General features: G+C 64.9%; 24 protein-coding genes. 15 read left to right on the top strand and 9 right to left on the bottom strand.

Annotated elements, in window-relative coordinates:
- Window positions 1-242 precede the first annotated feature (242 nt).
- The 8 genes from HNP02_RS17250 (at window position 243) to lysE (ending at window position 6,988) form a co-directional block, all read left to right on the top strand.
- On the top strand, window positions 243-983 hold the full coding sequence (locus HNP02_RS17250) for a sensor domain-containing protein (RefSeq protein ID WP_184440534.1): 741 nt from the start codon (window positions 243-245) through the stop codon (window positions 981-983).
- Between the two features lie 41 nt (window positions 984-1,024).
- Window positions 1,025-1,507 carry a WhiB family transcriptional regulator gene (locus tag HNP02_RS17245; RefSeq protein ID WP_184440532.1) on the top strand — a complete coding sequence of 161 codons (483 nt, stop codon included), beginning with the start codon at window positions 1,025-1,027 and terminating at the stop codon, window positions 1,505-1,507.
- A 57-nt stretch (window positions 1,508-1,564) separates the two neighbouring features.
- A complete protein-coding gene (locus HNP02_RS17240; RefSeq protein ID WP_184440530.1) occupies window positions 1,565-2,161 on the top strand; it encodes an FxLYD domain-containing protein in 597 nt (198 codons plus the stop codon).
- Between the two features lie 73 nt (window positions 2,162-2,234).
- Window positions 2,235-3,206, top strand: a complete 972-nt coding sequence (locus HNP02_RS17235; protein WP_184440528.1) for a sensor domain-containing protein — start codon at window positions 2,235-2,237, stop codon at window positions 3,204-3,206.
- Window positions 3,203-4,135 (top strand): sensor domain-containing protein, encoded by a 933-nt coding sequence (locus HNP02_RS17230; RefSeq protein ID WP_184440526.1) that lies wholly within the window; start codon window positions 3,203-3,205, stop codon window positions 4,133-4,135. The genes HNP02_RS17235 and HNP02_RS17230 overlap by 4 nt, the downstream gene beginning before the upstream one ends.
- 15 nt (window positions 4,136-4,150) lie before the next feature.
- Window positions 4,151-5,278: a sensor domain-containing protein gene (locus HNP02_RS17225; protein ID WP_184440523.1), complete on the top strand. Its 1,128-nt coding sequence runs from the start codon at window positions 4,151-4,153 to the stop codon at window positions 5,276-5,278.
- Complete coding sequence (locus HNP02_RS17220) at window positions 5,275-6,303, top strand: sensor domain-containing protein (protein WP_184440521.1); 1,029 nt, start codon at window positions 5,275-5,277, stop codon at window positions 6,301-6,303. The genes HNP02_RS17225 and HNP02_RS17220 overlap by 4 nt, the downstream gene beginning before the upstream one ends.
- 85 nt (window positions 6,304-6,388) lie before the next feature.
- On the top strand, window positions 6,389-6,988 hold the full coding sequence (gene lysE / locus HNP02_RS17215) for an L-lysine exporter (protein ID WP_184440519.1): 600 nt from the start codon (window positions 6,389-6,391) through the stop codon (window positions 6,986-6,988).
- Between the two features lie 335 nt (window positions 6,989-7,323).
- On the opposite strand, the gene HNP02_RS17210 is transcribed toward lysE, so the two are convergent.
- From HNP02_RS17210 to HNP02_RS17175, 8 genes are all read right to left on the bottom strand, one after another.
- The gene (locus tag HNP02_RS17210) at window positions 7,324-7,824 is read right to left on the bottom strand and encodes a hypothetical protein (RefSeq protein WP_184440517.1); all 501 of its coding nucleotides are present in this window, start codon (window positions 7,822-7,824) and stop codon (window positions 7,324-7,326) included.
- 32 nt (window positions 7,825-7,856) lie between these two features.
- Window positions 7,857-9,884 (bottom strand): CocE/NonD family hydrolase, encoded by a 2,028-nt coding sequence (locus tag HNP02_RS17205; protein WP_184440515.1) that lies wholly within the window; start codon window positions 9,882-9,884, stop codon window positions 7,857-7,859.
- Window positions 9,885-9,898: 14 nt separating this feature from the next.
- Window positions 9,899-10,975 (bottom strand): ABC transporter ATP-binding protein, encoded by a 1,077-nt coding sequence (locus HNP02_RS17200; protein WP_309241591.1) that lies wholly within the window; start codon window positions 10,973-10,975, stop codon window positions 9,899-9,901.
- Window positions 10,976-10,989: 14 nt separating this feature from the next.
- Window positions 10,990-11,799, bottom strand: coding sequence for an ABC transporter permease (locus tag HNP02_RS17195; RefSeq protein ID WP_184440513.1), 810 nt, complete (start codon window positions 11,797-11,799; stop codon window positions 10,990-10,992).
- A complete protein-coding gene (locus HNP02_RS17190; RefSeq protein ID WP_184440511.1) occupies window positions 11,796-12,602 on the bottom strand; it encodes an ABC transporter permease in 807 nt (268 codons plus the stop codon). Before HNP02_RS17190 ends, HNP02_RS17195 begins: the two co-directional genes overlap by 4 nt.
- Window positions 12,603-12,702: 100 nt before the next feature.
- Window positions 12,703-13,827: a PotD/PotF family extracellular solute-binding protein gene (locus HNP02_RS17185; RefSeq protein WP_184440509.1), complete on the bottom strand. Its 1,125-nt coding sequence runs from the start codon at window positions 13,825-13,827 to the stop codon at window positions 12,703-12,705.
- Between the two features lie 165 nt (window positions 13,828-13,992).
- Window positions 13,993-14,823: a nitrilase-related carbon-nitrogen hydrolase gene (locus HNP02_RS17180; RefSeq protein ID WP_309241590.1), complete on the bottom strand. Its 831-nt coding sequence runs from the start codon at window positions 14,821-14,823 to the stop codon at window positions 13,993-13,995.
- On the bottom strand, window positions 14,820-15,611 hold the full coding sequence (locus HNP02_RS17175) for an IclR family transcriptional regulator (RefSeq protein WP_184440505.1): 792 nt from the start codon (window positions 15,609-15,611) through the stop codon (window positions 14,820-14,822). The genes HNP02_RS17180 and HNP02_RS17175 overlap by 4 nt, the downstream gene beginning before the upstream one ends.
- A gap of 172 nt (window positions 15,612-15,783) precedes the next feature.
- Here HNP02_RS17175 and HNP02_RS17170 point away from each other — a divergent pair, with 172 nt between their 5' ends.
- The 6 genes from HNP02_RS17170 to HNP02_RS17145 all read left to right on the top strand — a co-directional run bounded on the left by HNP02_RS17170 (window position 15,784) and on the right by HNP02_RS17145 (window position 22,720).
- Window positions 15,784-16,452, top strand: a complete 669-nt coding sequence (locus HNP02_RS17170; protein ID WP_184440503.1) for a DUF1028 domain-containing protein — start codon at window positions 15,784-15,786, stop codon at window positions 16,450-16,452.
- Window positions 16,449-17,648 carry a M20/M25/M40 family metallo-hydrolase gene (locus tag HNP02_RS17165; protein WP_184440501.1) on the top strand — a complete coding sequence of 400 codons (1,200 nt, stop codon included), beginning with the start codon at window positions 16,449-16,451 and terminating at the stop codon, window positions 17,646-17,648. The genes HNP02_RS17170 and HNP02_RS17165 overlap by 4 nt, the downstream gene beginning before the upstream one ends.
- A 182-nt stretch (window positions 17,649-17,830) precedes the next feature.
- Window positions 17,831-19,015, top strand: coding sequence for an acyl-CoA dehydrogenase family protein (locus HNP02_RS17160; RefSeq protein ID WP_184440499.1), 1,185 nt, complete (start codon window positions 17,831-17,833; stop codon window positions 19,013-19,015).
- The gene (solA, locus tag HNP02_RS17155; protein WP_221317671.1) at window positions 19,012-20,208 is read left to right on the top strand and encodes an N-methyl-L-tryptophan oxidase; all 1,197 of its coding nucleotides are present in this window, start codon (window positions 19,012-19,014) and stop codon (window positions 20,206-20,208) included. The genes HNP02_RS17160 and solA overlap by 4 nt, the downstream gene beginning before the upstream one ends.
- Complete coding sequence (locus HNP02_RS17150; protein ID WP_184440497.1) at window positions 20,205-21,440, top strand: aromatic ring-hydroxylating dioxygenase subunit alpha; 1,236 nt, start codon at window positions 20,205-20,207, stop codon at window positions 21,438-21,440. Before solA ends, HNP02_RS17150 begins: the two co-directional genes overlap by 4 nt.
- On the top strand, window positions 21,437-22,720 hold the full coding sequence (locus HNP02_RS17145; protein WP_184440495.1) for an MmgE/PrpD family protein: 1,284 nt from the start codon (window positions 21,437-21,439) through the stop codon (window positions 22,718-22,720). Before HNP02_RS17150 ends, HNP02_RS17145 begins: the two co-directional genes overlap by 4 nt.
- An 80-nt stretch (window positions 22,721-22,800) precedes the next feature.
- Here HNP02_RS17145 and HNP02_RS17140 read toward each other — a convergent pair whose 3' ends face one another.
- Window positions 22,801-23,049, bottom strand: a complete 249-nt coding sequence (locus HNP02_RS17140) for a hypothetical protein (protein ID WP_184440493.1) — start codon at window positions 23,047-23,049, stop codon at window positions 22,801-22,803.
- A gap of 55 nt (window positions 23,050-23,104) precedes the next feature.
- On the opposite strand from HNP02_RS17140, the gene HNP02_RS17135 reads away from it, so the two are divergent.
- On the top strand, window positions 23,105-23,902 hold the full coding sequence (locus HNP02_RS17135) for an SDR family oxidoreductase (RefSeq protein ID WP_184440822.1): 798 nt from the start codon (window positions 23,105-23,107) through the stop codon (window positions 23,900-23,902).
- Window position 23,903 lies beyond the last annotated feature (1 nt).

Raw genomic sequence — 23,903 nt, 5'->3', positions numbered from 1 at the left:
GTTCTTGTTGCAGCACTGCGGCGATTCGACGTCGTTAGATGCAATGGATTCATGGGTCAACAGCGTCGGCACACAAGCAACAGGCTTCCGCTTGGTTGACTATATTCGCACGTAAATCGCTTTTCAGCCGCGCCCAGCGGCGTCGGTCGACACCAATTTCACCGTTCTTCTTGCGCTACGACTTACGCTATGGTTATAGTCATCGCATCGCTACAACTTCACTTCCCCCGAGAGGTCAGCTCATGAGCATCACCGCCCGCCAGAACAACGCCCGCGCACTCGTCGTTCGGCAGACGTCCGCCCACGCTCGTCCCACCGTGGTGCGACTGGCCACCGCCAGCGTGCTTGCCGGCATGGCCGTCGCGGTCAGCGCGGGAACCGCCGCCGCCACGCCCGCCGCTCCGCTCCCCACCTTCACCGGAACGACGAGCCTGGAAGCCCTGCTCGTCACCGACCGCGAGGCAGGCAGCCTGCTCGGCGCCCGCGACCTCGACGAGGTCAGGTCGGGCAACAAGCTCGGAACGGGGTCGGTGCGGCCCTCCCAATGTGTCAGCGCATTCAGCCCGGGCCAGGCCGCTTCCTACGCCGACACCGACCCACAGGACGTCGCGTTCAAGGTCCTCTCCGACGACGGTTCGGGACCGAACTTGATCGTCACCGAGGCGGTCGTGCAACTGGACAGCAAGCGCGAGGCCCTTGCCCACATGACGGCCACCGCCGACGCGTGGGCGGATTGCAAGGGCAGGACCGTCACCGCTGGCGGCGACTCCTGGGTTCTCGACGCACCGCGCGTCAACGACGCCCACACCATCGTCACCTTGGGTCAGACATCAGTCGGCGGCAGCAGCACCTGCGAGCGCGCGATCGCCACCTATCGCGACATCTTCATCGACGTGATGTCCTGCTCGACGGGTCGCGCCGAGGAGCAGGCCGTCAAGATCACCCAGGCCATCGCCGACAACGCCGACTCGCAGTCGGTATGAGCCCGTTACCACATCCAAAACCAGAGATACGGCGAAACATCATGCACTCCAACACCATTGCAACCGACACTCTCAGCGGCACCGGTGCAGCTCCGTGTAGCGCCGACCCGGATCTGTTCTTCGGCGGGCACACCGAACGCGAAGACGGAGACATGGGTGGCCCCACTCTCGAGGTGATGCAGCGGGCAGCACGCCTGTCCGAAACCGCGCGTACCGCCTGCCTTCTGCGTTGCCCCTTGGCCCAGCAGCGCCGCTGCGCCAAGGAAGCCCTGCACCAGGAAATCGCCTACGGCGTGTGGGCCGGTGTGCAGCTGCCGGGCGACCTGGCCCGCAAGATTCCCGTGTTGAACGCCCAGCGCGAGATCCTGCGAGGTATCGCCGATGGCACCATCGACCCGCGTACACATCCCAGCAACGCCCCATTGTTGCGCGCAGCGAGCGACGAAACCGTGCCCGCCGTGGCGCAACTGCGTCCACCACGCAACCCGTCCTCGCCGGCACTGCGCACCGCCGCCACCGCGTAGTTCAACAATCTCGCCAAACCCGCTACACCCCAAGACTTTCAAGAAAGGTCACACGACATGTCCTACCCATCACCGCATTCAGGCTGGCAACCCAACCCCTACGAGCAGTCCACTCCGCCGTACGGCTACGGGGCCCCGGCTCCCTTGCCGCCCAACGGTTACGGATATCCGCCAGCACCTCCGAAGAAGCGCAACAACGGCGTGATCATCGCGGTCATCAGCGGCGTCGTGGCGATCGTCCTTGCCTTCTTGGTGTTCGTCGCACCATTCATCTTGATGTCGAGCAGCGTCGACGAGATGACCAGCAACAGCAACGAGCTTCTCAACAACAGCTCGGGCGCCAACACCGAGAAGATCCTCGATGACGACCTCGACGTCGACTTCGGCACCTTCACCAGAGACCGCACCTACAGCAGCATCACGGTCGGCAAACTGCCCGTCACCGTGCACAACAAGGGCAGCGAGCGAGCCACCTACAGCATTCAGATCGAGGCCGTAGACGCAAACGGTGACCGCATCGCCGAAGACACCGTCTACGTCGCCAACCTCGCACCTGGCCAATCCGTCACCAATGACGCCTTCACCACCAACTCCGACAACTACTACGAGCTGACCAAAGCGACGTTCAAGGTCGCAGGAATCAGCAAGTACTGACACGGCGGCCGAAACCCCTTTCCGGCCAACGCATCCAGAAACCCGCTGACCGCCCTACGCACAGGAGACGTTGATGTACAACACCACCCCCAACGCCTGGGGCGAGAACGACCCCGGCATCCCCGCCCAACAGCGCCCGTACGGGCAGCCACCGACTCGTCCGCAGTGGGGCGGTCCGCCGGCCGGCGGCTACGGCGCCGCATTCACCGAGCCGCCGCCGTCAATGCCGTATCCCGGTGGCACCCCCTGGGCGGCCCCCGGCTGGCCGGGGGCACCGGCCACCCCGCCGCCCGCTCAGCGCCGCGGCCGTCGGTGGGTGGCGGCAGTCACCGGCGTCGCCGTGCTCGGCGCGGTCGCCTCCGCGATCGTGTGGTGGCCGCTCGGCACCGGTGAGAGCGGTTCACCGACTGCGGCGGCGACAGCGGCCCCCATGGCAGCAATTCCGGTGTCGGCGATGGACGAACTGCTGCTCACCCGCGCCGAAGCCGGCAAGATCTTCGGCACCGGCCCGCTTGGCCCCCGCGGGGCGCGCTCGGATCGGGTCTACACCCAGATGACGGCGCATCAAGCCACTGTCGACGATGACTGCAACGTGGGAGTGCCCGCAGCAGCCAACGAGCACGAGGGCAGCGGATGGCAAGCGGTGCGCCGGCAGTTCCTTGCCACCCAGGACGACCCGACCCCCCAGGACAACCAGTCTCTGATTCAGGCGGTCGTGAACTTCCCCGACGCCGCCACCGCAACCCAATTCGTCGACACCAGCACGACCGCATGGCAGCGCTGCGTCAACCGCAGCATGAACCTCAAGGTCGCATCCGACGCCAGCGCGCCCAACGACTATTGGAACTCCAGCGAGTTCTCCGACGCAGGCGGCGGGATCGGGATGACGTTCACCCAGGAAGGCGCTGACGGCTGGGCCTGCCGTGATTCGATGACCTCGGTCAACAACATCGTCATCGAACTCGAACTGTGCGGGCTAAGCCCATCAAAGCCCGTCGACGAAGTACTCGCCCAGATCACCGCCAAGATTGAGTCCAGCAAGTGACACACGACAGCGATGGGGAGCTGACCCGGCCCTACATCGGGCCCCCGTCAACCCCGGTCGGCGCGCCCAGACCGCCCGCCATGGCACCGAACCAGCCACAGTGGACACCACACCCAGTGAATCCGTGGCCGCCGCACGTCCCGCCGCCGGCGCCGGCACGCGGAAAGGCGCTGCGCTGGGCCGTGATCGGGGTATCGGTAGTCGCGGTGATCGCCGCCGCACTCGCCGCCCGAGTCACCATGCATCAGGCGCCCGCCCAGGCCGCCGGCACCGAGCCCAGTGCGGAGTCATCCCCGGGCGCGAACACCGCTGACGCTCCAAGCACCACTGCCAGCGCGCCGGCAGTCGGCTCGGTGAGCAGTGCGCGCCTACCGGAGTTTCTGCCCAGCGCAAGCACTCTGGCCGATCTGCTCGTCGTCGAGGGCCTCGTCCAGGTCGCCGACGGCGAAGCCCTCTACACCACCAGCACCACCGATCGCCCGGACTGTGGCGGCGCGATCAACGTCGGGCTGCCGGTGGCCTACGACGGTTCTGGCTTCACCGCGATCCGGCTGCAGGAGTACCACGACGTGCCTGGGCAGACCTATCAGTACGGCGTCACGGAGGCGGTCTCGGCATTCCCCAGCGACCAGCAGGCGCAGGCCTTCGTGAGCACCGAGGCCAGTCGGTGGGCCAAGTGCAAGTACAAGTCAGTCGTACTCGTGAACAGCGGCAGTGAGGCGTTCTCCGCCATCATCCTGCCGCCCGAAACCAACGCAGGCGTCCTGTCGGCATCGACGCTGAACAAGCAGTCCAGCGGGCTGGGCTGCCAACGCGCCCTCAAGGCACAACGCAATATCGTGATCGACGTGCAGATCTGCAGTCCGGGCGGGAGCGCTCAAGCACCGGCGCTGGTTGCTCAGATCGCTGACCGCATCCCCACCACATAAGGCAGGCTGAACTCGATGAACACACCCGACGACGACCGCGATGCCGAGATGACCACCGACTGGCCGGGCACCCAGCGTGGCCCCGCCGCCGACGACGGCGAAGCCACCACGGTGGTCCCGAGAACGCCGCAGCAGAGCGCACCACCGCCGATGAGCCCGCCGCCACGGCCCGCGCCGCCGCCGGCCGCCCCACCGCCGATGTCACCTCCCCAAGCCGGGCAGTGGGATCCCCGATGGAACACCCCATCCGGGCCCGGTTCGCCTCCGCCCGGCGGCGGCGCGTGGGCACCGCCGGTGCCTCCCGGCCCATACCCGCCGAGCCCGTACCCGCCGGTGGCCCCGAAACCGCGGAAGGGGCCGCGATGGGGCCTGCTCGCCATCGGCGCTCTCGCCCTGGTCGTAATCGCCGTTGCCGTCACGGTATTCGTCACACGAGGTGGCGACTCGTCAACGACGACCGCGCGGTCGTCGACGTCCGCGGCTTCCACCCCAACGACCAGTGCATCGTCATCCGCGCCGAGCACCGGAGCCGCGCCATCGACTGGATCCTCCGCACCGACGTCCGCAGACGTCGTTGATCCCACGGCGCTGAAGGGCCTTCTCGCCTCCGTGGCCGACGTCACTCAGCTCGCCGACAACGCGATGATGACACCCCAAACCACTCAGAGCTCGCCGCTCGGCGGCGCCATCGTCACCCCCGACAGCTGCACCGGCGCGGTGATGCCCGGACTTGACTCCGTCTACCGCGGCGCGGGATTCACCGGATTCGCCGTCCAAGTGCTCAGCAACGAGCCCCAGAACATCGCCGTGATCCAGTCGCTAGCGTCGTTCCCCAGCGAGGCGGAAGCGCAATCGTTCGTCGACAGACAGTTCGCCGACTGGCAGGCCTGCAAGTACACAGACGTCACCGTCACGATCGGCAGCTCGACATCACGCAGCAAGGTCGCCATCAGCGCCAACACTCTGGGCACCAACAACGTGTTCATCTTCCCGCCCACCGGAGGCGACGGTCGCCAATGCCAGCATGCGATGTCAGCCCGCAAGAACCTCGTCGTCGACGTGCGAGCCTGCGCCCCTAGCGTCGGCAGCATGGGATGGACCCTGGCCCGCGACATCGGCGAGAAGATCACCGGGCAGCGATGAGCACACCCGACGACGGCGACGCCGAGAGAACCACCGACTGGCCAGGCGCCCAGAATGCGCCCGCCGACGACGGTGAAGCCACGACAGTGGTACCGAAAACACCGCAGCAGAGCCCCCCTCCACCGATGAGCCCACCGCCGCGACCTGTGCCGCCACCCCCGATGTCACCTCCGCAAGCCGGGCAGTGGGACACCCGATGGAACACCCCACCGATGCCGGGCTATCCGCCGGGCCCGTATCCTCCGGTGGCCGCAAAACCGCCGAAGGGGCCGCGGTGGGGACTGCTCGGCATCGGCGCCCTCGCCCTTGTCGTAATCGCCGTCACCGTAACGGTATTCGTCACCCGAGGTGGCGACTCGTCAACGACGACCGCACGATCGTCGACGTCCGCGGCACCCACCCCGACGACCAGTGCCTCGGCATCGACGCCCAGCACGACGGCCGCAGACGTCATCAACCCCGCTGCGCTGAAGGGCCTACTGTCCTCGGTGCCCGAGATCAACCAACTTGCCGACAACGCGATGATGACACCCTCGCCAGTCGTCGCCGCTCCGTTCAATGGCGCTACCGTCACCCCTGTCAGCTGCGCCGGCGCGGTGAATCCCGGAATAGACATCGTGTATCTCGGTTCAAGCTTCACCGGATTCGCCGGCCAATTGCTCGACAACGAGCCGCAACATGTCAGTGTGATGCAGGCGCTCGCGTCGTTCCCCGGTGCCGCAGACGCACAAACCTTCGTCGACCAGCAGTTCGCCGACTGGCAGCACTGCAACGACGTCGACATCACCCAGACTGTTGGCAACGAGACCCCGCAATACCCCAAGGTCGCCACCAGCGCCAAAACTCTGGGCACCAACACCGTCTTCATTTCCGTTCCCGTCGACAGCGGCAAGCGCGAATGCCAGCGTGCGATGTCAGCCCGCAAGAACCTCGTCGTCGACGTCCGCATCTGCGCCGCCAACGTCGGTAGCAAGGGATGGACCCTCGCCCGCGACATCGGCGAGAAGATCACCGGGCAACGGTGAACGCTTCGCCTTGCATTAGTTCTGCTAATTCAACTGAAGAATCATTAGCTGTACTGCTGCGGCCATCGGCCCTAGCGTCGATGGCGTGAACTCACCCCTACTCGTCGGATTCGTCGCGTCCTTCACGCTGATCGCCGCCATCGGCGCGCAGAACGCGTTCGTCCTGCGCCAGGGGATCCGCCGCGAGCACGTGCTGCCGGTGGTGGCCATGTGCACGGTGTCCGACATCGTCCTCACCGCGACGGGCATCGCGGGGTTCGGCGCACTGGTCAATGCCCACCCTGGCGCCGTGAACGTGGCGAAGTTCGGCGGCGCCGCGTTCCTGGTGGGCTACGGGCTGTTGGCTGCGCGCCGCGCATTCCGGCCATCGGCGCTGACCCCGGCCGACGCCGCGCCCGCGCGACTGGGCGCAGTACTACTCACGTGCGCCGCGTTGACGTTCCTCAACCCGCACGTCTACCTGGACACCGTCGTGCTGCTCGGCGCACTGGCCAACCAACACCAGGACAGTCGCTGGTTGTTCGGCGTCGGAGCGGTCGCGGCCAGCGCGGTGTGGTTCGTCAGCCTCGGACTCGGCGCCCGATGCTTGGCCGGCCTCTTCGCCACCCCGTTGACCTGGCGCTTCCTCGACGGGTTCATCGCCGTAATGATGATCGCCCTTGGTGCCTCGCTGGTGTTGACCTAGCCGGCGCGCCCTGAGTGTCAAGAGACCGGTGCTCGTCGGTTGTTCGGTGGCTTTCGTTGGCGCACAACACCTCCGGCGGCCACGACGATCGGGGTGCCGCTGGTGTAGGTGGGCGGACGCGGCTGCGGAACGGAATCGATCGATGGTGCGCCGACCCGGCCGAGGATCTTGCCAGCGCAAAAGGCACCGATCCCGCGACAGATGAATCAGTGACGTCCGCCGCGCGGGGTCCCTATCGGATCCAAGTGTTCCGTTGTAGCCCAGTCTGTTTCCAGGCGTCGTATCCTTACAGCCTCGCGATGGACGCCGACGCGGTCAACGTGGAGACGGTGGGTTTATCCGGGCTCCTCGGCGAGCTCCATGCGGTGCACCTGTTCCATCATCTGCTCGATGGACCCGACGATCAGTGGCGCCTGGCGACGGATCTCGGCGAGATCGTGCCGATATGCCGTTACGTCGGGAACCTTGGCCGCGACGATCTCCTCGACCTGCTCGATTTGCGTCGCGATCCAACCGAGGGGATCCGCCTTGATCGCAGGTTCGAACTGGCGATCACCGGGTTCGTCATCGGCCATCAAGGGGTGGTAGTGCATCCTGTCGCGGGCACCGGGCCCCGCGGCGACGGAGCCGAGCAGATCGGCGCGCCATATCGCGGTCCCGATGGAGATGGGATAGGCAGAGTATCGAGAGCCTGACAGCGGGTGGTTCTCGATGTGCCGAACCTCGACTCGGACGCCGCGCTCAGGCCCTTCCTCCCCGGGGTCCGGGTTCGGCTCGACGAAGTAGATGTCCTCGATCACGATTCCCAGACGTTGGTAGAGATAGGCGACGTTCATGAGGGCTCCAATGTTGGCCGATCGTTGGTTCGCTAATTGTGGTGTCGTGCAACGGCTGCGTCGTAGTCACGGGAGAAGACCAGATCCTCGCCCTCCCATGCCCGCAGCGTCGTCCGCACCAAGAAGTCGTGGGCTGTGCTGCTCATCGTCGAGCTGGTCTCCACTCGCGTCGACCAGCCATCGCTTCTCGACATCACGACAGTGCGGCTCAGCTCTAGACGCGCCGAGAGCGGATCACGATCTCTGATCACAAAATGCCCATCCTCGGTGTCGTCGTATAGCAGTCCGTTGGGAAAGCGTTGGATCCCGTTGAGGTCTCGGCGCAGCGTATAGACGTGCTCGCCAGTCTGCGGGTCCACGGCCGTCTCCCCCATCAGCGGCCGCCGAGGCCGCAGTGATTGGACCGCCGGCGCCGCGGTAACGACCGGTGGACCCCAGATCGGCGGAGGCAGCACCGCCTTGCCCGGCTGTTGTGGCAGCGCCAGTCTTCCTCCGCGGACAGTCACGGTCGCCTCTTCGGGGGCCGGCCAAATCCATGGCCAATAGGTGGTGGAGAGCGCGACTCGGAGCCGGTGCCCTGGTGCAATCGTTGCCGCCACCCCTTTGAGTGGGATTGCGACGTCGTAGACCTTGCCCGACTCGAGCGCCACGGCATGGTCGTGGCCTTCGCGGTGGGTGAGGTTGAGCGCGCCACGTGTCAGCAGCAACGACGTGCCGTCAGGTGCGACGTCGCACAGACGCACGATCACGTGTGCTTGTGGTTTGTCGGCCTCCACGGCAAGCCGCAGCACCGGCTCCCCGACGAACTCCAGTGGTGTGTTCTGTCGCGGCCCATCGAATGTCAGCGACGCGGTGTCCTCCGGAGCCTGATCGGCCGGCAGGTCGGTGGGATTGCCCCACGGCAACCAGGATCCCGCCAGCGAACCGAATGATTGCGGAGTACGGCAGGTCAACGCGAACGGACCCGACGGTGCGCGGTCGAGCACTCCGTCGGAAGAGAGATGCAACACGACGGCACCGCGATCTATCGTCGGCACCAGGGCACTGGAACGCCATGAGCCGCAGCGGGTGTCAGAGTCGGCGGCAGGCGGGTCCCACTGCTCCTGGTAGTACCGGAGTGGCGGCTCGTCCTCGATTCCGTTCGCAACACCCTTGAGCCAGTGGTCCCACCAGCGCACCGCCAGCTGGAGGTAGCCGATCGAGGGTCCGGGTACGGCGCGCTCGGGCCACGTGTGACCCCACGGTCCGATGATCACCCACACCGGAGCGTTGTCGACGTGGAGCCCCATTCGCAGCGCCGAGTCGGTATAGGCGTCTGCCCAGCCGCTCAGCGCAAGCGTCGGCACCTCGATACGCCCGTAATCGGCGGCAATGGAACCCGTACGCCAGTACTCGTCGCGGGTGGGGTGCAAGAGCCAGTGTTGGCTGAGCATCCGATTGGCTTCCAGCCGCTCCAGCCACATCCGCCGCCAATCCGATCCGACGACGGCAGGGTCGGGGGGACGGGCGTTGAAGGCAGTGACCACATGCGACCAGACGTGCATGTAAAAGCCCAGTACCGCGCCGCCGATGTAATGCACGTCGTTGAGGAAACGGTCATCGCTCGAACATGCGGTGATCACAGCCGCCAGGCCAGGTACCTGGTTCCATGCCGCAAGCGCTGACGAACTACCGCTCCACGAGATCCCGGTCGCACCGACCTTGCCGGTGCACCAGGACTGTTCGCTCGCCCACGAGATCGCATCGGCAACGTCGGCCTGTTCCTGTTCCGAATACTCGTCATCGAGAACGCCGTCGGAGTCCCCGCTGCCGCGCAGATCGACCCGGATGCACACGTACCCGTGTGCGGCGACGTAGCGGAACCGCATCTCATCGTCGACCAGACTGATATCGGCGCGACGGTACGGCATGGCTTCCAAAACCGCTGGTACCACCGGGGTCTCGGGGAACCACACTCGAGCCGAGAGCCGTCGCCCATCCCGCATCGGGATCCACACCGGGTCGACGATCCGGACGCGCTGTGGCAGTTCCTCCTGCGGGATGACGGTCGGTTCACCCATGAGGGCATGCGAGGTCACAGTGTCGGGATGACCCATAGGTCTTCTCCTGCGATGTCGACCACGACCTGTTCTCCGCGCACGAGCCCGGCCGGAATGGTGTGGCTCGGCTGCACCAGTGTGAGACTGACACCAGCTCCACCCTGTACGAGGACGGAGGTCTGGGGACCTTGGAAACTGACGTCCTCGACCGTGAATCTGGCCCCGGTACCGGACCGCGTCAACGTCGCCACCTCCGGTCGGATGATCACCATCGCTTCCGATCCCAATCCGTCCGCAGCGGGAGCCCTGCGGCGCCCGAACAGCGGGATGTCGACATCGGCCGTATCCGGCTCCTGCGCTATCACCTTGGCAGTCAATTGATTACGTGCACCTACGAAGTCGGCGACGAACGGCGTAGCCGGCCTGCCATATACGTCGCGTGGTGTCCCGACCTGGACCAGCACCCCCTGGTCCATAACTCCGACCCGATCGGACATCGAGAAGGCCTCTTCCTGGTCATGCGTGACATAGACGAAGGTGATCCCGACTTCGTGCTGAATCTGTTTGAGCAGCAACTGCATTTGGCGCCGCAGACGCAGGTCGAGAGCACCGAGGGGTTCATCGAGGAGCAGCACCGCCGGGTCTAGCACCAGGGCGCGCGCCAATGCGACACGCTGCTGCATTCCGCCCGACAGCTCACGGGGCCGAGCGTGCTCGCGCCCGGCCAGCTCAACCAGCTTGAGCATGTGTTGCACCTTGTCCCGCACATCGCGTCCCTTGCCATGCTTCTCCTTGAGGCCGAAGGCGATGTTCTCGGCAACCGTAAGATGGGGAAACAGCGCGTAATTCTGAAACACGGTGTGCACGTTGCGGTCATACGCCGGTTTCGCGGTCACGTCGCGTCCCTCGAGCACTATGGTGCCCGACGTGGAGTTCTCCAGGCCTGCGATCATCCGCAGGGTTGTTGTCTTACCGCAACCACTCGGACCGATGAGCGAGAAGAATTCACCGTCCTCGAGCGCGAGGTCGATACCTTCGACGACGACTTTCTCACCGTAGCTGCGTCGTAGCCGACGCAACTCGAGCACCGCCCATTCGCCAGACTGATTCACGGCGGATGTCTCCTTCAGGACTGCGGCCGGTCACGCGTACCCGCGACCGATCGAATGTTGGTCACGGCGACGAGCAGTGCGACCGCTGCGAGTGTCACGATCATGACCGTGGCTGCGATGGCGTTGACCTCGGGGGTTACGTGCTGGCGGATCATTCCCATCATCAGGATAGGCAGGGTCTCGGTATCGGGCCCGCTGAGGAAGGTCGTACTCAACACGTCGTCGAAGGAGAATGCGAACGACAGCAGCGCCGACACGAACAGCGCGGGCGCAAGCAGCGGCACCGTCACTCGCCGGAACGTCCTCATCGGTGTGGCGCCGAGATCCGCGGCCGCGTCGGCGTAGCCGTCGGAAATCCCGGCATATCGGGCCTGAATGACCACCGTCGCATATGCCGAGCAGAACAGCGCGTGCCCGACAACGACGGTCGCGACGCCAAAGCCGATGCCGAGGTAGCTGAACAGCAGATACAATCCGACGGCGGTCACCACCTCGGGCAGGATCAGGCGGGCATAGGTGGTGAGAGTGAACGCGGTTTGGGCCCGTTTCGGCAACAAGCGGGCGGCCAGCGTAGTCATCACACCGATGACCACCGAGACCACAGTCGCGAACAGCCCGATGACAACGCTGTTCCAAAAGGCGGCACGAATCCGGTCGTCGCCGATGATCTCGCCGAACCAGCGCAGACTCACGCCGGTCCAATCCGTCACTGTGTCACCGGCATTGAGCGAATTGATCGCCACGGCCAGGATGGGCAGGTTGAGCAGCAGCAGAACCGCGCCCAGCACGATGGTGGGAAACAGCGGGCGCTTTCGGGCCTTCACAGCACATCCTCGAGTTGACGAATTCTCTTGCGGCTGGCGACCAGAACCACGATGAGCAGCCCCATCAAGGTGGCGGCGAGAGCTGAACCCAATGGAAAGTCGCCCACACCAAGGAATTTGTCGCGGATGACGTTGCCTACCATCAGCGTCTTCCCACCACCCAGGATGGCGGGAATCGTGTACTCCCCTGTCGCCGGGACGCCGACCAGGAGTACTCCCGCGATCAACCCGGGAGCCGACAGTGGCAGGACTACCCGTCGGAAGGCGTGGACACCGTGCAAACCGAGGTCTGCAGCAGCGTCCAGTACCGCCGGGTCAATGCGCTCCAGTGCCACGTAGATCGGCAGGATCATCAAGGGCAGATAGCTCGAGACCATGCCGATCACGATGGCGGTGCTGGTGTAGCGCAGGTCTTTTCCGACATCGACGACGTGCACCGCCTCCAAGCATCTGGTGACCATCCCGTCGGGACCCAGCAATGTCAGCCAGGCATAGTTGCGCACGACGAAGCTGATCCAGTACGGCACGATGACGGCCAGCAGCAGGATGTTCTGCATGCGAGCGGGCATCCGGGTCATACCCAGTGCGGCGGGGAAGGCGATCAGAACGCACAATGCCGTGGAGACCACGGAAAGTACCACCGAACGCAGGAGTGCTGAAGCATAGATTCCGGTGAAGACGGTCCGCCAATTCTCGGTCGTCCAGCCGAAGCTGATCTGGAAGGTCAAGATGTCCATCTGGCCGAAGCTGTAGAGCACCAGCAGCGCGAGCGGCGCGACGAAGAAGATCAGCGTAAACAACATCGGAGGCGTCGCCAGCGCCCATCCCCTGAACGATCGAGGAACCCGCGCCTGCGACGCTTTGTTCTGCAGACGTGAACGAGTGAGGCCCGATGCGGACATCTCAGGCGGCCTTGATTTGTTCCCAGATCTGTGAGCGGAGTTTGACCGCGTCGGCGCCCTTGAACTCGTAGAACTTGAGGTTCAGCGACGGGTCGTACTTGAGCGCGGGGTCGTTCTTGATGGCAGCGTCGATGAAGGGCTCGGCATCGGGCAGGAGGTAGGAGGCGCGTGTGGCGTTGATGAAGCCGCCGTACACCTTCGGTTGCAGCTGGAACTCCATGAACTTCGCCAGTTGCGACATGTGTTGTGTTCCAACGAGTGGCGCCCAGCCGTCGACATAGGCCGGCAGGCCCTCAGATGGCGCCGACCATTTGATGGCCGCGTTGTCCGGCGCAACTGAGGCGTAGCTGTAGTCATAGAAGACGGCCAGCGCGGAGGAGCTGTCGGCCAGACTCGCACCTTGATCCGTGGACAGGAACGCCTTCAGGTGTGGTTTGACGCTGATGATCAGATCCTTGGCCGCGTTGAGTTCTGACTGGTTGTCCGAGTTCAGGTCGTGCCCCAATGCGAGAAGCGCGATGCCGAGGACATCTACGTCATAGTTGGGGAAGATGACCTGACCGGAGTACTGCGGGATGATCTCGAACAGTTGCTTCCACGTCGTCGGAGGACTCTTCACCAGATCGGCGCGGTAACCGATCCCGACCTTGCCGAGATCGGTGGGCAGGCCGTAGGGGAAGATGTCGCGGAAGTTCTGTGGGATTTTGGTGAGGCTTGGAACTAGCCCGGGGTCGAACTCCGCCAACAGGCCGCCGGCCTTCAACTGAGCCGCGTTCAACTCACCGAGCAGTGCGAAATCGAAAGTGCCCTTGTTCTGGGCGATCTGGGCCGAGATCGCCGACACACCGCCTTCTGCCGCTGCCGTCTCGACAACTGTCACTCCTGGAGTGGCGGCCGCAAACGCCGAGTACTCGTCCTTGCCGATCCAGTCGGGGTAGTTGAGGAATCGCAGGGTGGCCGATCCATTCTCCGCGCTGCCGGGTGCGGTAGCCGGCGAACTGCCGGTGCTCGATCCGCAGGCCGCAAGGGCTGCAACGCCGGCGAACCCCAACCCCAGTCCGAGAACCGAGCGGCGGGAGAGCGGGCGCGGAGCGGCCAGGTCGAATGGCGCGCGAGATGCACTCATCTGGGTTGGTTCCTCTGTCGGTGTAAGTGAAGCGACCACTCAGATTGTTGTCATGTTTCCAACAATGATTGACGTATTGACATCATTGCCACTATCGCGGTGGCGCACAAGTGCACCGACAAACAGAAACAAAGGCCTTACCCGCACGTAACACCGCTCACCGGCTCAGGACGGGTAGAGCTCAGGACGGCGATCCCCCCACATGTGGTTGACCTCGCTGAGCTGCCGATCTCGCGACGCAGCGAGATCCACCCAGGCAAGGGCCATCCCTTCTGAATCAGGTGTGGACAACACCCAGCCCTCTGGATCTACGACTGCGCTCCCGCCGGTCCAACGCTGGTCCCGCTCGATGCCGCAGCGATCGCACACGGCCAAGAAGACGTGACTGGCGCGCGCGGCCATCCGCGCGTTGAGAAGCTGGGGAGCCGATTCTCCAGCGGGACGATGCAACAGACCCCAGTTGGTCGGGACGAGCAGCAGATCGGCACCACGAAGGGCGAGCGAGCGCGGCATCTCGGGGAACTCCAAGTCGTAGCACACCAGAACGCCCACCATCCCGTGCGCGGTCCGGATCACCGGGGCGGCCTGACGACCCGGTGCGAAGAACCGCTTTTCGCGATTCCACAGATGAATCTTGCGATAGACCGCCACCACACCCGAGGCGTCCAACATCACCGCGCTGTTGTAGACGTTCCCGTCCTGCCCCCGTTCGGCGATCCCGGCCACTAGGAATGCCTCGGACCCTGCCAAGGCCCGGCGCCAGACGTCCAGCCTTAAGTCATCCACCCCGAGCGCCACGGCCTGAAGCTCGTCTGCGCTGCCGAACATGTACCCGCTGGTGACCAGCTCGGGCAGAACGACGAACGATGCACCCGCTTCCACGGCCTGGCGCACTGCCGACGCACTGCGCACGAGATTGCCCTCCAGATCCAACATCTGGGGATCCATCTGGACACACGCGACCCCGATGACTGCGCCCCTGGGGTTCGGGCTCACCGGGCGCCGACATCGCGCAGGCCATGGGTCACGCCGGCCGCCGCGCTGCACGCCAGCGCGGCCGCCTCGTCCACCCGCGGCGCGAATCGGAAGGAAGGCCCGGATACACCGACTGCGGCCAGCACCTGGCCATCGCCATCCGACACCGGGGCTCCCACCGCCGTCAGCCCGATCTCGAATTCGTCGACCACGATCGCGTAGCCCTGCTCCCGTACCTGTGCCACACGCTCGAGGAGAAGCTCGGTGGCCGCCGAGCCCTTCTGCTCGAGGAAGCGAAAATCTCTGCCGGAGTAGCGCCGTCGCAGATCGACCTCTGTGAAAGAGGTCAGCAGAACCTGCCCCACTGCAGTCGCGTGCAGCGGCCAGTCGCTGCTGCGTGCCTGGACCGCATGGGATGACTCGTAGCTGAGCACCGTCAAGGCATTCGGCCCGCCGACGACTGCCAGGTAAACCGACTCCTCGATCTTGACGAGCAGGCCCTTGAGGATTGGTTCGGCGACCGAGAGCAGCCGCCGGTCGCCGCTCAGTCCGGCCATGGCATACAGCTGCCACCCGAGTCGAAAGGCGCGGGTCCGCGCGTCGCGCTCGATCATCCCGTACTCGGCCAACACCTTCAGGCTGCGCGAGATCTGACTCTTGTCCTGACCCAACAGTTCGGCGACGCGAGTGACGCCGAGGCCACCAGATCGCTGGGCTTCCGCACCGGCCAGGCACGTGAGGATGTCCAGACCCCGGCGAAGACCGGTATCGCGATCTGCCGAGGTGCGTACGTCATCGTTCGTTGCCACAAAGCTCCTTGGGTTCGTTGGCTCATAGTCGCTTCGGGTTGCCACTATCGCAACTGCAGCAGAAGTTACGCCGACGAAACCCAGCGGAACCCGGTGGTATCTACTATCACAATTTCAGATGACACTATTGCAAATAGTGCGTCGTGGCCCGGCGTCAATACAGCGGAGGATCATGACCTTTTCGATCGTCGGGCGATGTGAACGAACCGGCCAGCTCGGCATCGCGACCACAACCTCCGACATCGCAATCGGTTCCCGAGTGCCCTGGATACGCGCGAGAGTCGGAGCTGTGGTCACCCAGCACCGCACCGACCCGCGACTCGGTCCACGCATGCTCGAACTGATGGCCCTGGGTGCGACCGCTCGGGAATCCGTCGACGGGACAAGGTCTTCCACCGTCCACGCGCAATGGCGCCAGCTCGCCGCCATCGGCACGACCGGACCGGCCTACGTGTGGACCGGCGATCGGGCTGATCGGACCGGTCTCGCAGAGATCGCAGCCTGTGACCATGGGGTCGCGGGCAACATCCTCGCTACACCCGCGGTCGGACCGGCAGTGAGCGATGCATTCACAGCCTCGCCCGATGACGCCCTGTCCCGCCGGCTGCTCGAAGCTCTGGAAGCAGGACTGAGCGCAGGCGGCGAGGTGAACCCGCTGCGCTCGGCTGCGCTGCTGGTCTACGCCGAGAATCCGTTCCCCTTCATCGATCTGCGGGTCGACGATCACTACCGGCCATTGACCGAACTTCGCAGGCTGCACGAGCTCTACGAGCCCGCAGCGCACGAGTATCGAAGCCGCGCCCTGAACCCCGACGCAGCAAGCGGATCGATCTCCGCATGAGCAATGCTCTCCCGTCAGTCATGGAGCAACTCTCCGGATTACTCGGCAATCGCCTCGACGCGATCATCGAGCAAACCGGGGTACTGGTCGAAATCGACAGTGGCTCACATGATCCCGACGGTGTCAACGCTGTCACCTCGGTGATCGGCGAGGCGCTGAATCCATTGGGCTTCATCAGTCGCCACCGCGAGATCGGACCGGACCGCGGTCGGCTGTTCACCTCCTCCCTACGGCTCGGCAGTGGCCCGAAGGTGCTCGTGCTGGGACATGCCGACACCGTCTGGCCGCGGGGAACCGCCGCGCAGTGGCCTTTCGCCAATGACGGCACCCGGTTGAGCGGACCCGGCGTCGGGGACATGAAGTGCGCATTGGCGATGGCGGTGGAAGCGATTGCCGCCGCCATCACCATCACACCGCAACACATAGGCGAGATCACCTATGCGCTTGTCCCCGACGAAGAACTCGGCAGTGTGGGCAGCCGGGCCATGATCGAGGAGCTCGGACGAGCCGCGGATTTATGTCTGACATTGGAGGCCGGTGCCGAAGGCGGCGGAACGATCACTTCCCGGGGTGCGGTCGGCGCCATGGTTGTTCGATTCATCGGCCGGACATCACATTCGACCGACCCCAGCGGGATCAGCGCACTGAGCGCGGCGGCCAGACTCGTCATCGCAGTCGAAGCGCTCACGGACCGCGATGCTGGCCGCATCTGCACGGTCGGCATCCTGAATGCCGGGACCGCACGACAGGTGGTACCCGATCACGCCGAACTCCACATCGATCTGCGGGCCCCCGACACGCAAACGGGATGGCAATTGGCGCAACAGATCCGAGACCTCGCGTGCACGGTGCCGTGCGGGCGGCCCGAGGTTGAGGTGCTCGGTGGTATCACCCGGCCCGCCATGGCCGCCGAGCGCTCCGCGCCCGTCTTCGCCATGGCCGTCGAGCTGGCTCAAACCGCCGGTTGGACACCGTTCGGCGTCGCCGAGGCGGGTGGGTCCGACGGCAGCTTCGTTGCCGACCAGGGCACGCTCGTGCTCGATGGTCTGGGACCCGTCGCGTTCGACGAGTGCAGCAGGCGCGAAACCGTCGAGATCGCGAGCATCGTCCCCCGCACCGCACTGCTGGCCGGTCTGATCGCCCACGCCGGTGTGATCGCGGAGATGGAACCAACGACAACCCGCTTTCGGAGTTAACGCAGTCTTCACACCCGACACTTGGCTCGGCGGCGGCGATCATGTGAGGATTGTTGCAATAAACCCCACTCAAATTGTCATAGTTGCAATTGATGCCCTCGCAGCAGACTCGGGCACCGCTCATTTCTCGAGGTCAAGTCCATCCTGCGCCATCCACTCAGGCGCCAGATCCAAGGAGCACGATGACAACCGAAAGCAATGCCAAGCGGCTGGCAACCCTCGATGCGCTCGCTCCGGCCTTCCGGGAACGTGCCGCACGGTACGACTCCGAAGCAATCTTTCCCGAGCAGAATTTCGTCGACCTCGCCAACGCCGGACTCCTGGCGTTGACCGTTCCGGAGAAGTGGGGCGGGGACGGGCTCTGGCGCGACGAAGGGTACGTCGAGTACTACGAGGTTCTCGAGCACCTGGCCAGCATCGATCCGCCCACTGGTCAGCTACTGCAAGTGCACTCCCACGCCATGGGCATGCTCGCCCACGTCGCCACCGAGGAACAGGCCAAGGAGTACCTGATCCCGATCGCGAAGGCCGGGCAGCGAGTCGCGTCCATCGGCAGCGAATCGGTGCCTGGCAAGACCAACAAGGGCAACTCCACCTCCGAACTGGTCCGTGGCGACAACGGCCGGTGGCGTCTGACGTGCGAGAAACACTTCGCGTCGGTCGGGCCGGGCGCGGACTACCTGATCATCTGGACGTCCGTCCCCGGTGATGAGGACTACGACGCCCGCAGCGTGGCCATCCTGGTGCCCCGCGATAGTCCCGAGATCGATTGGATCAACAACTGGGACACCCTCGGTATGCGCTCCACAGTCAGCTGGGGATTGCGCATCAATGACTGGGAGGTACCCGACTCGGCGGTGTTCGGTCACAGCGGCTGGTTCGAGAACAGCGACCCGCGAACGTTCACACTGGGGTTCGCCGCCAACCACATCGGTTCCGCCCGAGGCGCTTTGGAGTTCGCCATCCAATGGGTGCAGGAACGTCCGCACCTGAGTTCCGATCACCTGATTCAGCATCGACTTGGCATGATGTCGTCCTACGTGCAGGCCGCTCGCACATCGCTATTCGCAGCCGCACGGGCGTGGGAGGAACACCCTGGCGCATCCGCCGAGCTGGCGTCGGTACAGGCGCTCGCGGTGGCCAAGGAGATCTCCCTGCAGGTGACGCAACAGGCCTTCGACGTATGCGGTGCCCGGTCGATCTTCAAGAGCTACCAGCTCGAGCAGATCTTCCGCGATACGCGCACCTTCACCCTGCACTACCGCGTCGACGGTTACGTCAGGGACCTCGGCGCGTCTCTGATCGCCGGCAACTACGACCTACGGGGCCATGGCGGCGTGGCACCCGCGCCCGCCATCGAGGCATGAGCTCCGTCATGAATCGCGACTTCGGCACCATCGTCGTCGGTGTGGGCGGGATCGGCTCGGCCGCATGCTACTGGGCGGCCCGAGCCGGCGAACGCGTCCTCGGCTTGGAGCAGTTCAACCTGCGTCACTCCAACGGCGCCTCGCAAGACCACTCCCGCATCATCCGGCTGGCTCAGTTCGAGGAGCCCTACGCAACCCTTGCGCCCGGCGCCTACCGCGCCTGGCACGACGTCGAGACTGAGTCGGGGATCCAGCTCGTGCTGAAAACCGGCGGTCTGATCATCGAAGACGTCACTGCGCGTGCCGGACTCGACACGGGAGACAGGAATATCGCAGGCTACGTCCGCGCATTCCGCGATCATGGTGTGGACTTCGAGCTGCTCACTGCGGACGAGGTGATGGCGCGTTGGCCGCAGTACACCCTCCGGGGCGACGAGATGGCGATCTTTCAAAGGGAATCCGGTCTCGTCGACGCAGCCAAGGGCGTCGCAGTGCACGTCGCGCTGGCTCGCTCACGAGGCGCGGTGATCAAGGAGGACAACCCCGTCCGCGCGCTGCGGTCGTCGCCCCGCGGCGTGGAGGTGGTGACCGACGACGAGACCTACCTGGCCCGCCGCGTGATCACCGCCGCCGACGGCTGGACCAATGAGATTCTGCCGCCCGAAGCGACACCGCTGCCCTATGTCGTCACCCAGGAGCAGGTCACGTACTACGCGACCCAGAATCTTGCCGACTTCGCTCCCAAGAGATTCCCGGTGTTCATGTGGCACGGCGAAGACAACTTCTACGGATTTCCCGTCTACGGCGAGGTCGCCACGAAATTGGGCCAGCATCTGGGCGGTCACCACGTCACCGCGCGCTCACGGTCATTCGTCGTCGATCCCGTCAGGATCGAAAGGCAGCGAAACTTCCTGGCCGAACGCATCCCGGGATTCCTCGGACCGGAGCTCTACACCAAGACCTGCCTCTACACCATTCCCCCTGACAACAACTTCGTCCTCGGTCCGCTGAAGTCCGATCCCCGGATCTGCGTCTTCATCGGCGCTGGACACGCATACAAGTTCGCCAGCCTGATGGGAAAGGTCCTCACCGATCTCGCGCTGAAAGGGACGACGTCACAAGACATCACGGGTCTGGAACCCGGCCGACCCGCATTGACCGACCCCGGTTTCAGCGCCCACTATCACCGATGAGAGCTGACGCGACCATGATGACCTCACACCAGCCGGCTCCGGTGCCGGGCGTTCGGCCTGGGTGGGCGCTGCCGAGTGCCGCCTATCACGACCCAGCGATCTTCCAGCGGGAACTCACCGACGTCTTCCACGGCGGATGGTTGCTTGCCGCCACCTCTGCACAGATCGCGAATCCGGGCGACACCCTCACGTGGACCGTGGGACCAGAATCGGTGCTGCTCGTCCGCACCGCAGAGGGCACCCTGACCGCCATGCACAACACCTGCCGCCACCGCGGTTGCCGGATCAAGCCGGATGGGACAGACCATGGCCGAGCGTTGGTGTGCCCGTATCACAACTGGGCCTACCGGCTCGACGGGTCCTTCGTCGGTGCGCCCCATATGGGTGATGCCATTACGGCCGAACTGCGATCCGATCTCGGTCTTGCGCCAGTATCGGTGCGCGAATTCGCAGGGTTGGTCTTCATCTGTTTCTCCGAGAATCCACCACCGATCGATCCCGCTTCCGATGCGATCACTGCGCACGTCGCACGGTATCGCCCCGAGGCCACACAGATCGTCTCCATTCACCATTACGAGGTGGCCGCCAATTGGAAGGTGTTGGTGGAGAACAACCGCGAGTGTTATCACTGCTCGCCAAATCACCCTGAGTTCTGTCTGTCCAATTACGAACTCGGCATGTCCGGCGACAGCCGAACGAACAAGCGCTACGAGGCGGTAGTCGCGCAGCAGCGGAGTCGCTGGGCTGAACAAGGATTCCCCGTCGACGATGTCAGCTTCCCCGATGGTGACTTCTTCCGGGTCGCACGTCTCCCGCTCAAGGACGGCTTCTTGACCGAGTCCATGTCCGGCCGACTGGTCGGACCGCTGCTCGGTGACCTGACCTCACCCGATGTCGGCAGCGTCCGAATAGTGACGTTGCCCAACAGCTGGATTCACGTGAACGCAGACTATGTGATGACCACGCGGCTCACACCGATCGACGAGAGAACCACCCACGTCGACGTCACGTTCCAGGTACGAGAGGGAGCCCGCGCCGGTATCGACTACGAGATCGGCGACGTCGCGGCGGTGTGGGTCGCCACCTCCGAACAGGACTGGGCGTTGTGTGAGAAGACTGCTGCCGGAATAGCGTCCTCTGGCTATCGCCCCGGCCCGCTGTCTCCCATCACCGAGAGCTCGGTCATGGACTTCCACGCATGGTGGGCACGCAGACTTGGCCGCGTCTCGTGAGCGCTGCACGCACCGCTAGTGAGTTCGCGACGACATTCGAACTCGTAGATCTGTCACAGTCGGCGCGGCGCCGCCTCGAACTGGCCGTGCTCGATCTGGCAGCGGTCTGTCATGCCGGGCGACCGGCACCGGCGGCCCACATTGCCGCCGACACGGCGCAGACGATCTTCGGCACTGGCCGTTCAACCGCCTGGCTTGACGGCCGACAGTTGAGCCCGGCAGCCGCAGCCTGGGCCAATGGGGTGCTGGCCAACGTCTTGGACCTCGACGACGGGCACAGCCTGACCAAGGGGCATCCGGGCGCCGTCGTCATCCCGGCAGCGGTCGCGGTCGCCGAGCACGTACAGGCGTCGGCAAACGAAGCGCTCGCCGCGATTGCCGTCGGCTACGAGGTTGCGGTGCGCGCCGCCATCGCCCAACATGACCGGTCGCCGCAGTACCACGGCACCGGCTCTTGGGGTGCCGTGGGTGCCGCCGCGGCAGCCGCCCGACTGCTCGGGTCCGATGAGGCGGCTTGTCGTCACGCGATCGGTCTCGCCGAGTACCACGCCCCGCTCGCACTGATCATGCGATCGGTGGCAGAGCCCGCCATGACCAAGGACGGCATCGGTTGGGGAGCAATGGTCGGGGTCTCCAGCGCATTTCTCGCAGCTTCCGGTTTCACGTCCACGACAGGGCAATTCGCGGATTTGGAGCTCACCGACTGGGATCGGCGCCGGGTGGTCGAGGAGTCGTATGTAAAGCCATTCCCCTGTTGTCGGTGGGCGCAGTCGGCTGTCGTAGCCGCCAAGACCATCACGGAAACAGCGGAATTCGACCCGGCGAAGGTCATCTCCATCGAAATTCGTACCTTTGATGCCGCCGCAGCACTCGCGACCGCGCCGCCCACCGACACCGAGCAGGCTCAGTACAGCCTCGTCTGGCCGGTCGCCTGCCAACTGGGGTTGGGCCGGTACGGGGTGCCAGAGGCATTGGGCGACTTCGACAACCCCGCCGCGAACCGGCTGCTGCCACTCATGCGCGTCGTCGTGGATCCGGACCTCACGGCCGAGTTCCCGAGACGACGGCTGAGCTCAGTCGTGGTACGAACCGACGACGGTACCGAGTTGTCATCGGGCATCACCGAACCCTGGGGAGAGGGCGACGACCCGCGTTGGGAACACCGCACCCTGGACAAGGCGCGCCGCCTGCTGGGACCGGTGCCGATATGGCCGACCGCGTTCACCTCGATCGGCCTTGCGGACGTCGTGTCCGTTGCCCTGAATTCGCCACCCCTTTGACCTGGCGCTTCCTCGACGGTTTCATCGCCGTCATGATGATCGCCCTTGGTGCCTCGCTGGTGTTGCCCTAGCCGAAAGGCCTAGGGCCCGACGGGGACCGACGACCCGAAGCTGCCGTAGCAGATGTAACCGCAGCCGTAGCCGAAGCCAAACCCGTAGGCGGGCCGACTCGGCGGTGGCGCATGCGTGCCACGGATGTCGCCCTGCGCGCAGACCGTCGTCCCACTGGAGTCGTTGCAGTCCGCCGCGGCCACCGGCGCAGCGATCAGTCCTGCCAACCCGAGTGCGACCAGGCAACCCGGTATGGCGAGGTGCGCGAGCATTCGCATGGCCACTCCTTTGGTGCCCCCCAAGCATGCACCCGCACGAGACATCATGACCACTATGAACAACCAGAAGTCCGTCTTCATTACCGGTGCCGCCGCGGGCATCGGCCGTGCGACCGCGTTGTCCTTCGCCAAGAACGGCTATCTGGTCGGGGCGTACGACATCGACGAGGTCGGCCTGAAGTCCTTGACCGACGAGATCGACGAGTTCGGCGCGAGGGTGGTCACGGGCCATTTGGACGTCACCGACGCCGACGAGATGGCCGAGCGGGTCGCCGAGTTCGTGCAGGCCGCCGACGGCCGCCTGGACGTGATGATCAACAACGCGGGCATTCTGTTGGCCGGCCGCTTCGAGGACATCGCGGTGCGGGCACACCACGAGGAGATCGACATCAACACCAAGGGCGTGGTCAACGGATTACACGCCGCGTTTCCCTACTTGAAGTCCACGGCAGGCGCCGTCGTCGTCAACCTGTCATCCGCGTCGGCGATCTACGGCCAGCCCGAGCTTGCGAACTACAGCGCGACGAAGTTCTTCGTCCGCGCCATCACCGAGGCACTCGACATCGAATGGAACCAGTACGACATCCGTCTGGTCGCCATGTGGCCCCTGTACGTGCAGACCGCGATGACCGAGAACGTCAAGACCGGCACGACGGAATCGCTGGGCATCCGCTTGACCGCACAGGACATCGCCGACGACATCGTCAAGGCCGTCGACCCGTCGTGGCCGCGGCGAGTGCTCCACCAAGTGCACTACCCGGTCGGTTCGCAGGCCAAGTCCTTGGCGTTGGGATCCCGGTTCTCGCCGGCCTGGTTGACGCGGCTGGTGAACAAGCGGATCTCACACAACTAAC

The organism is Mycobacterium sp. AZCC_0083 (genome assembly GCF_014202335.1).
In the GTDB taxonomy this organism is placed as follows: domain Bacteria; phylum Actinomycetota; class Actinomycetes; order Mycobacteriales; family Mycobacteriaceae; genus Mycobacterium.
This window is presented reverse-complemented; position numbering and strand designations above follow the sequence as displayed.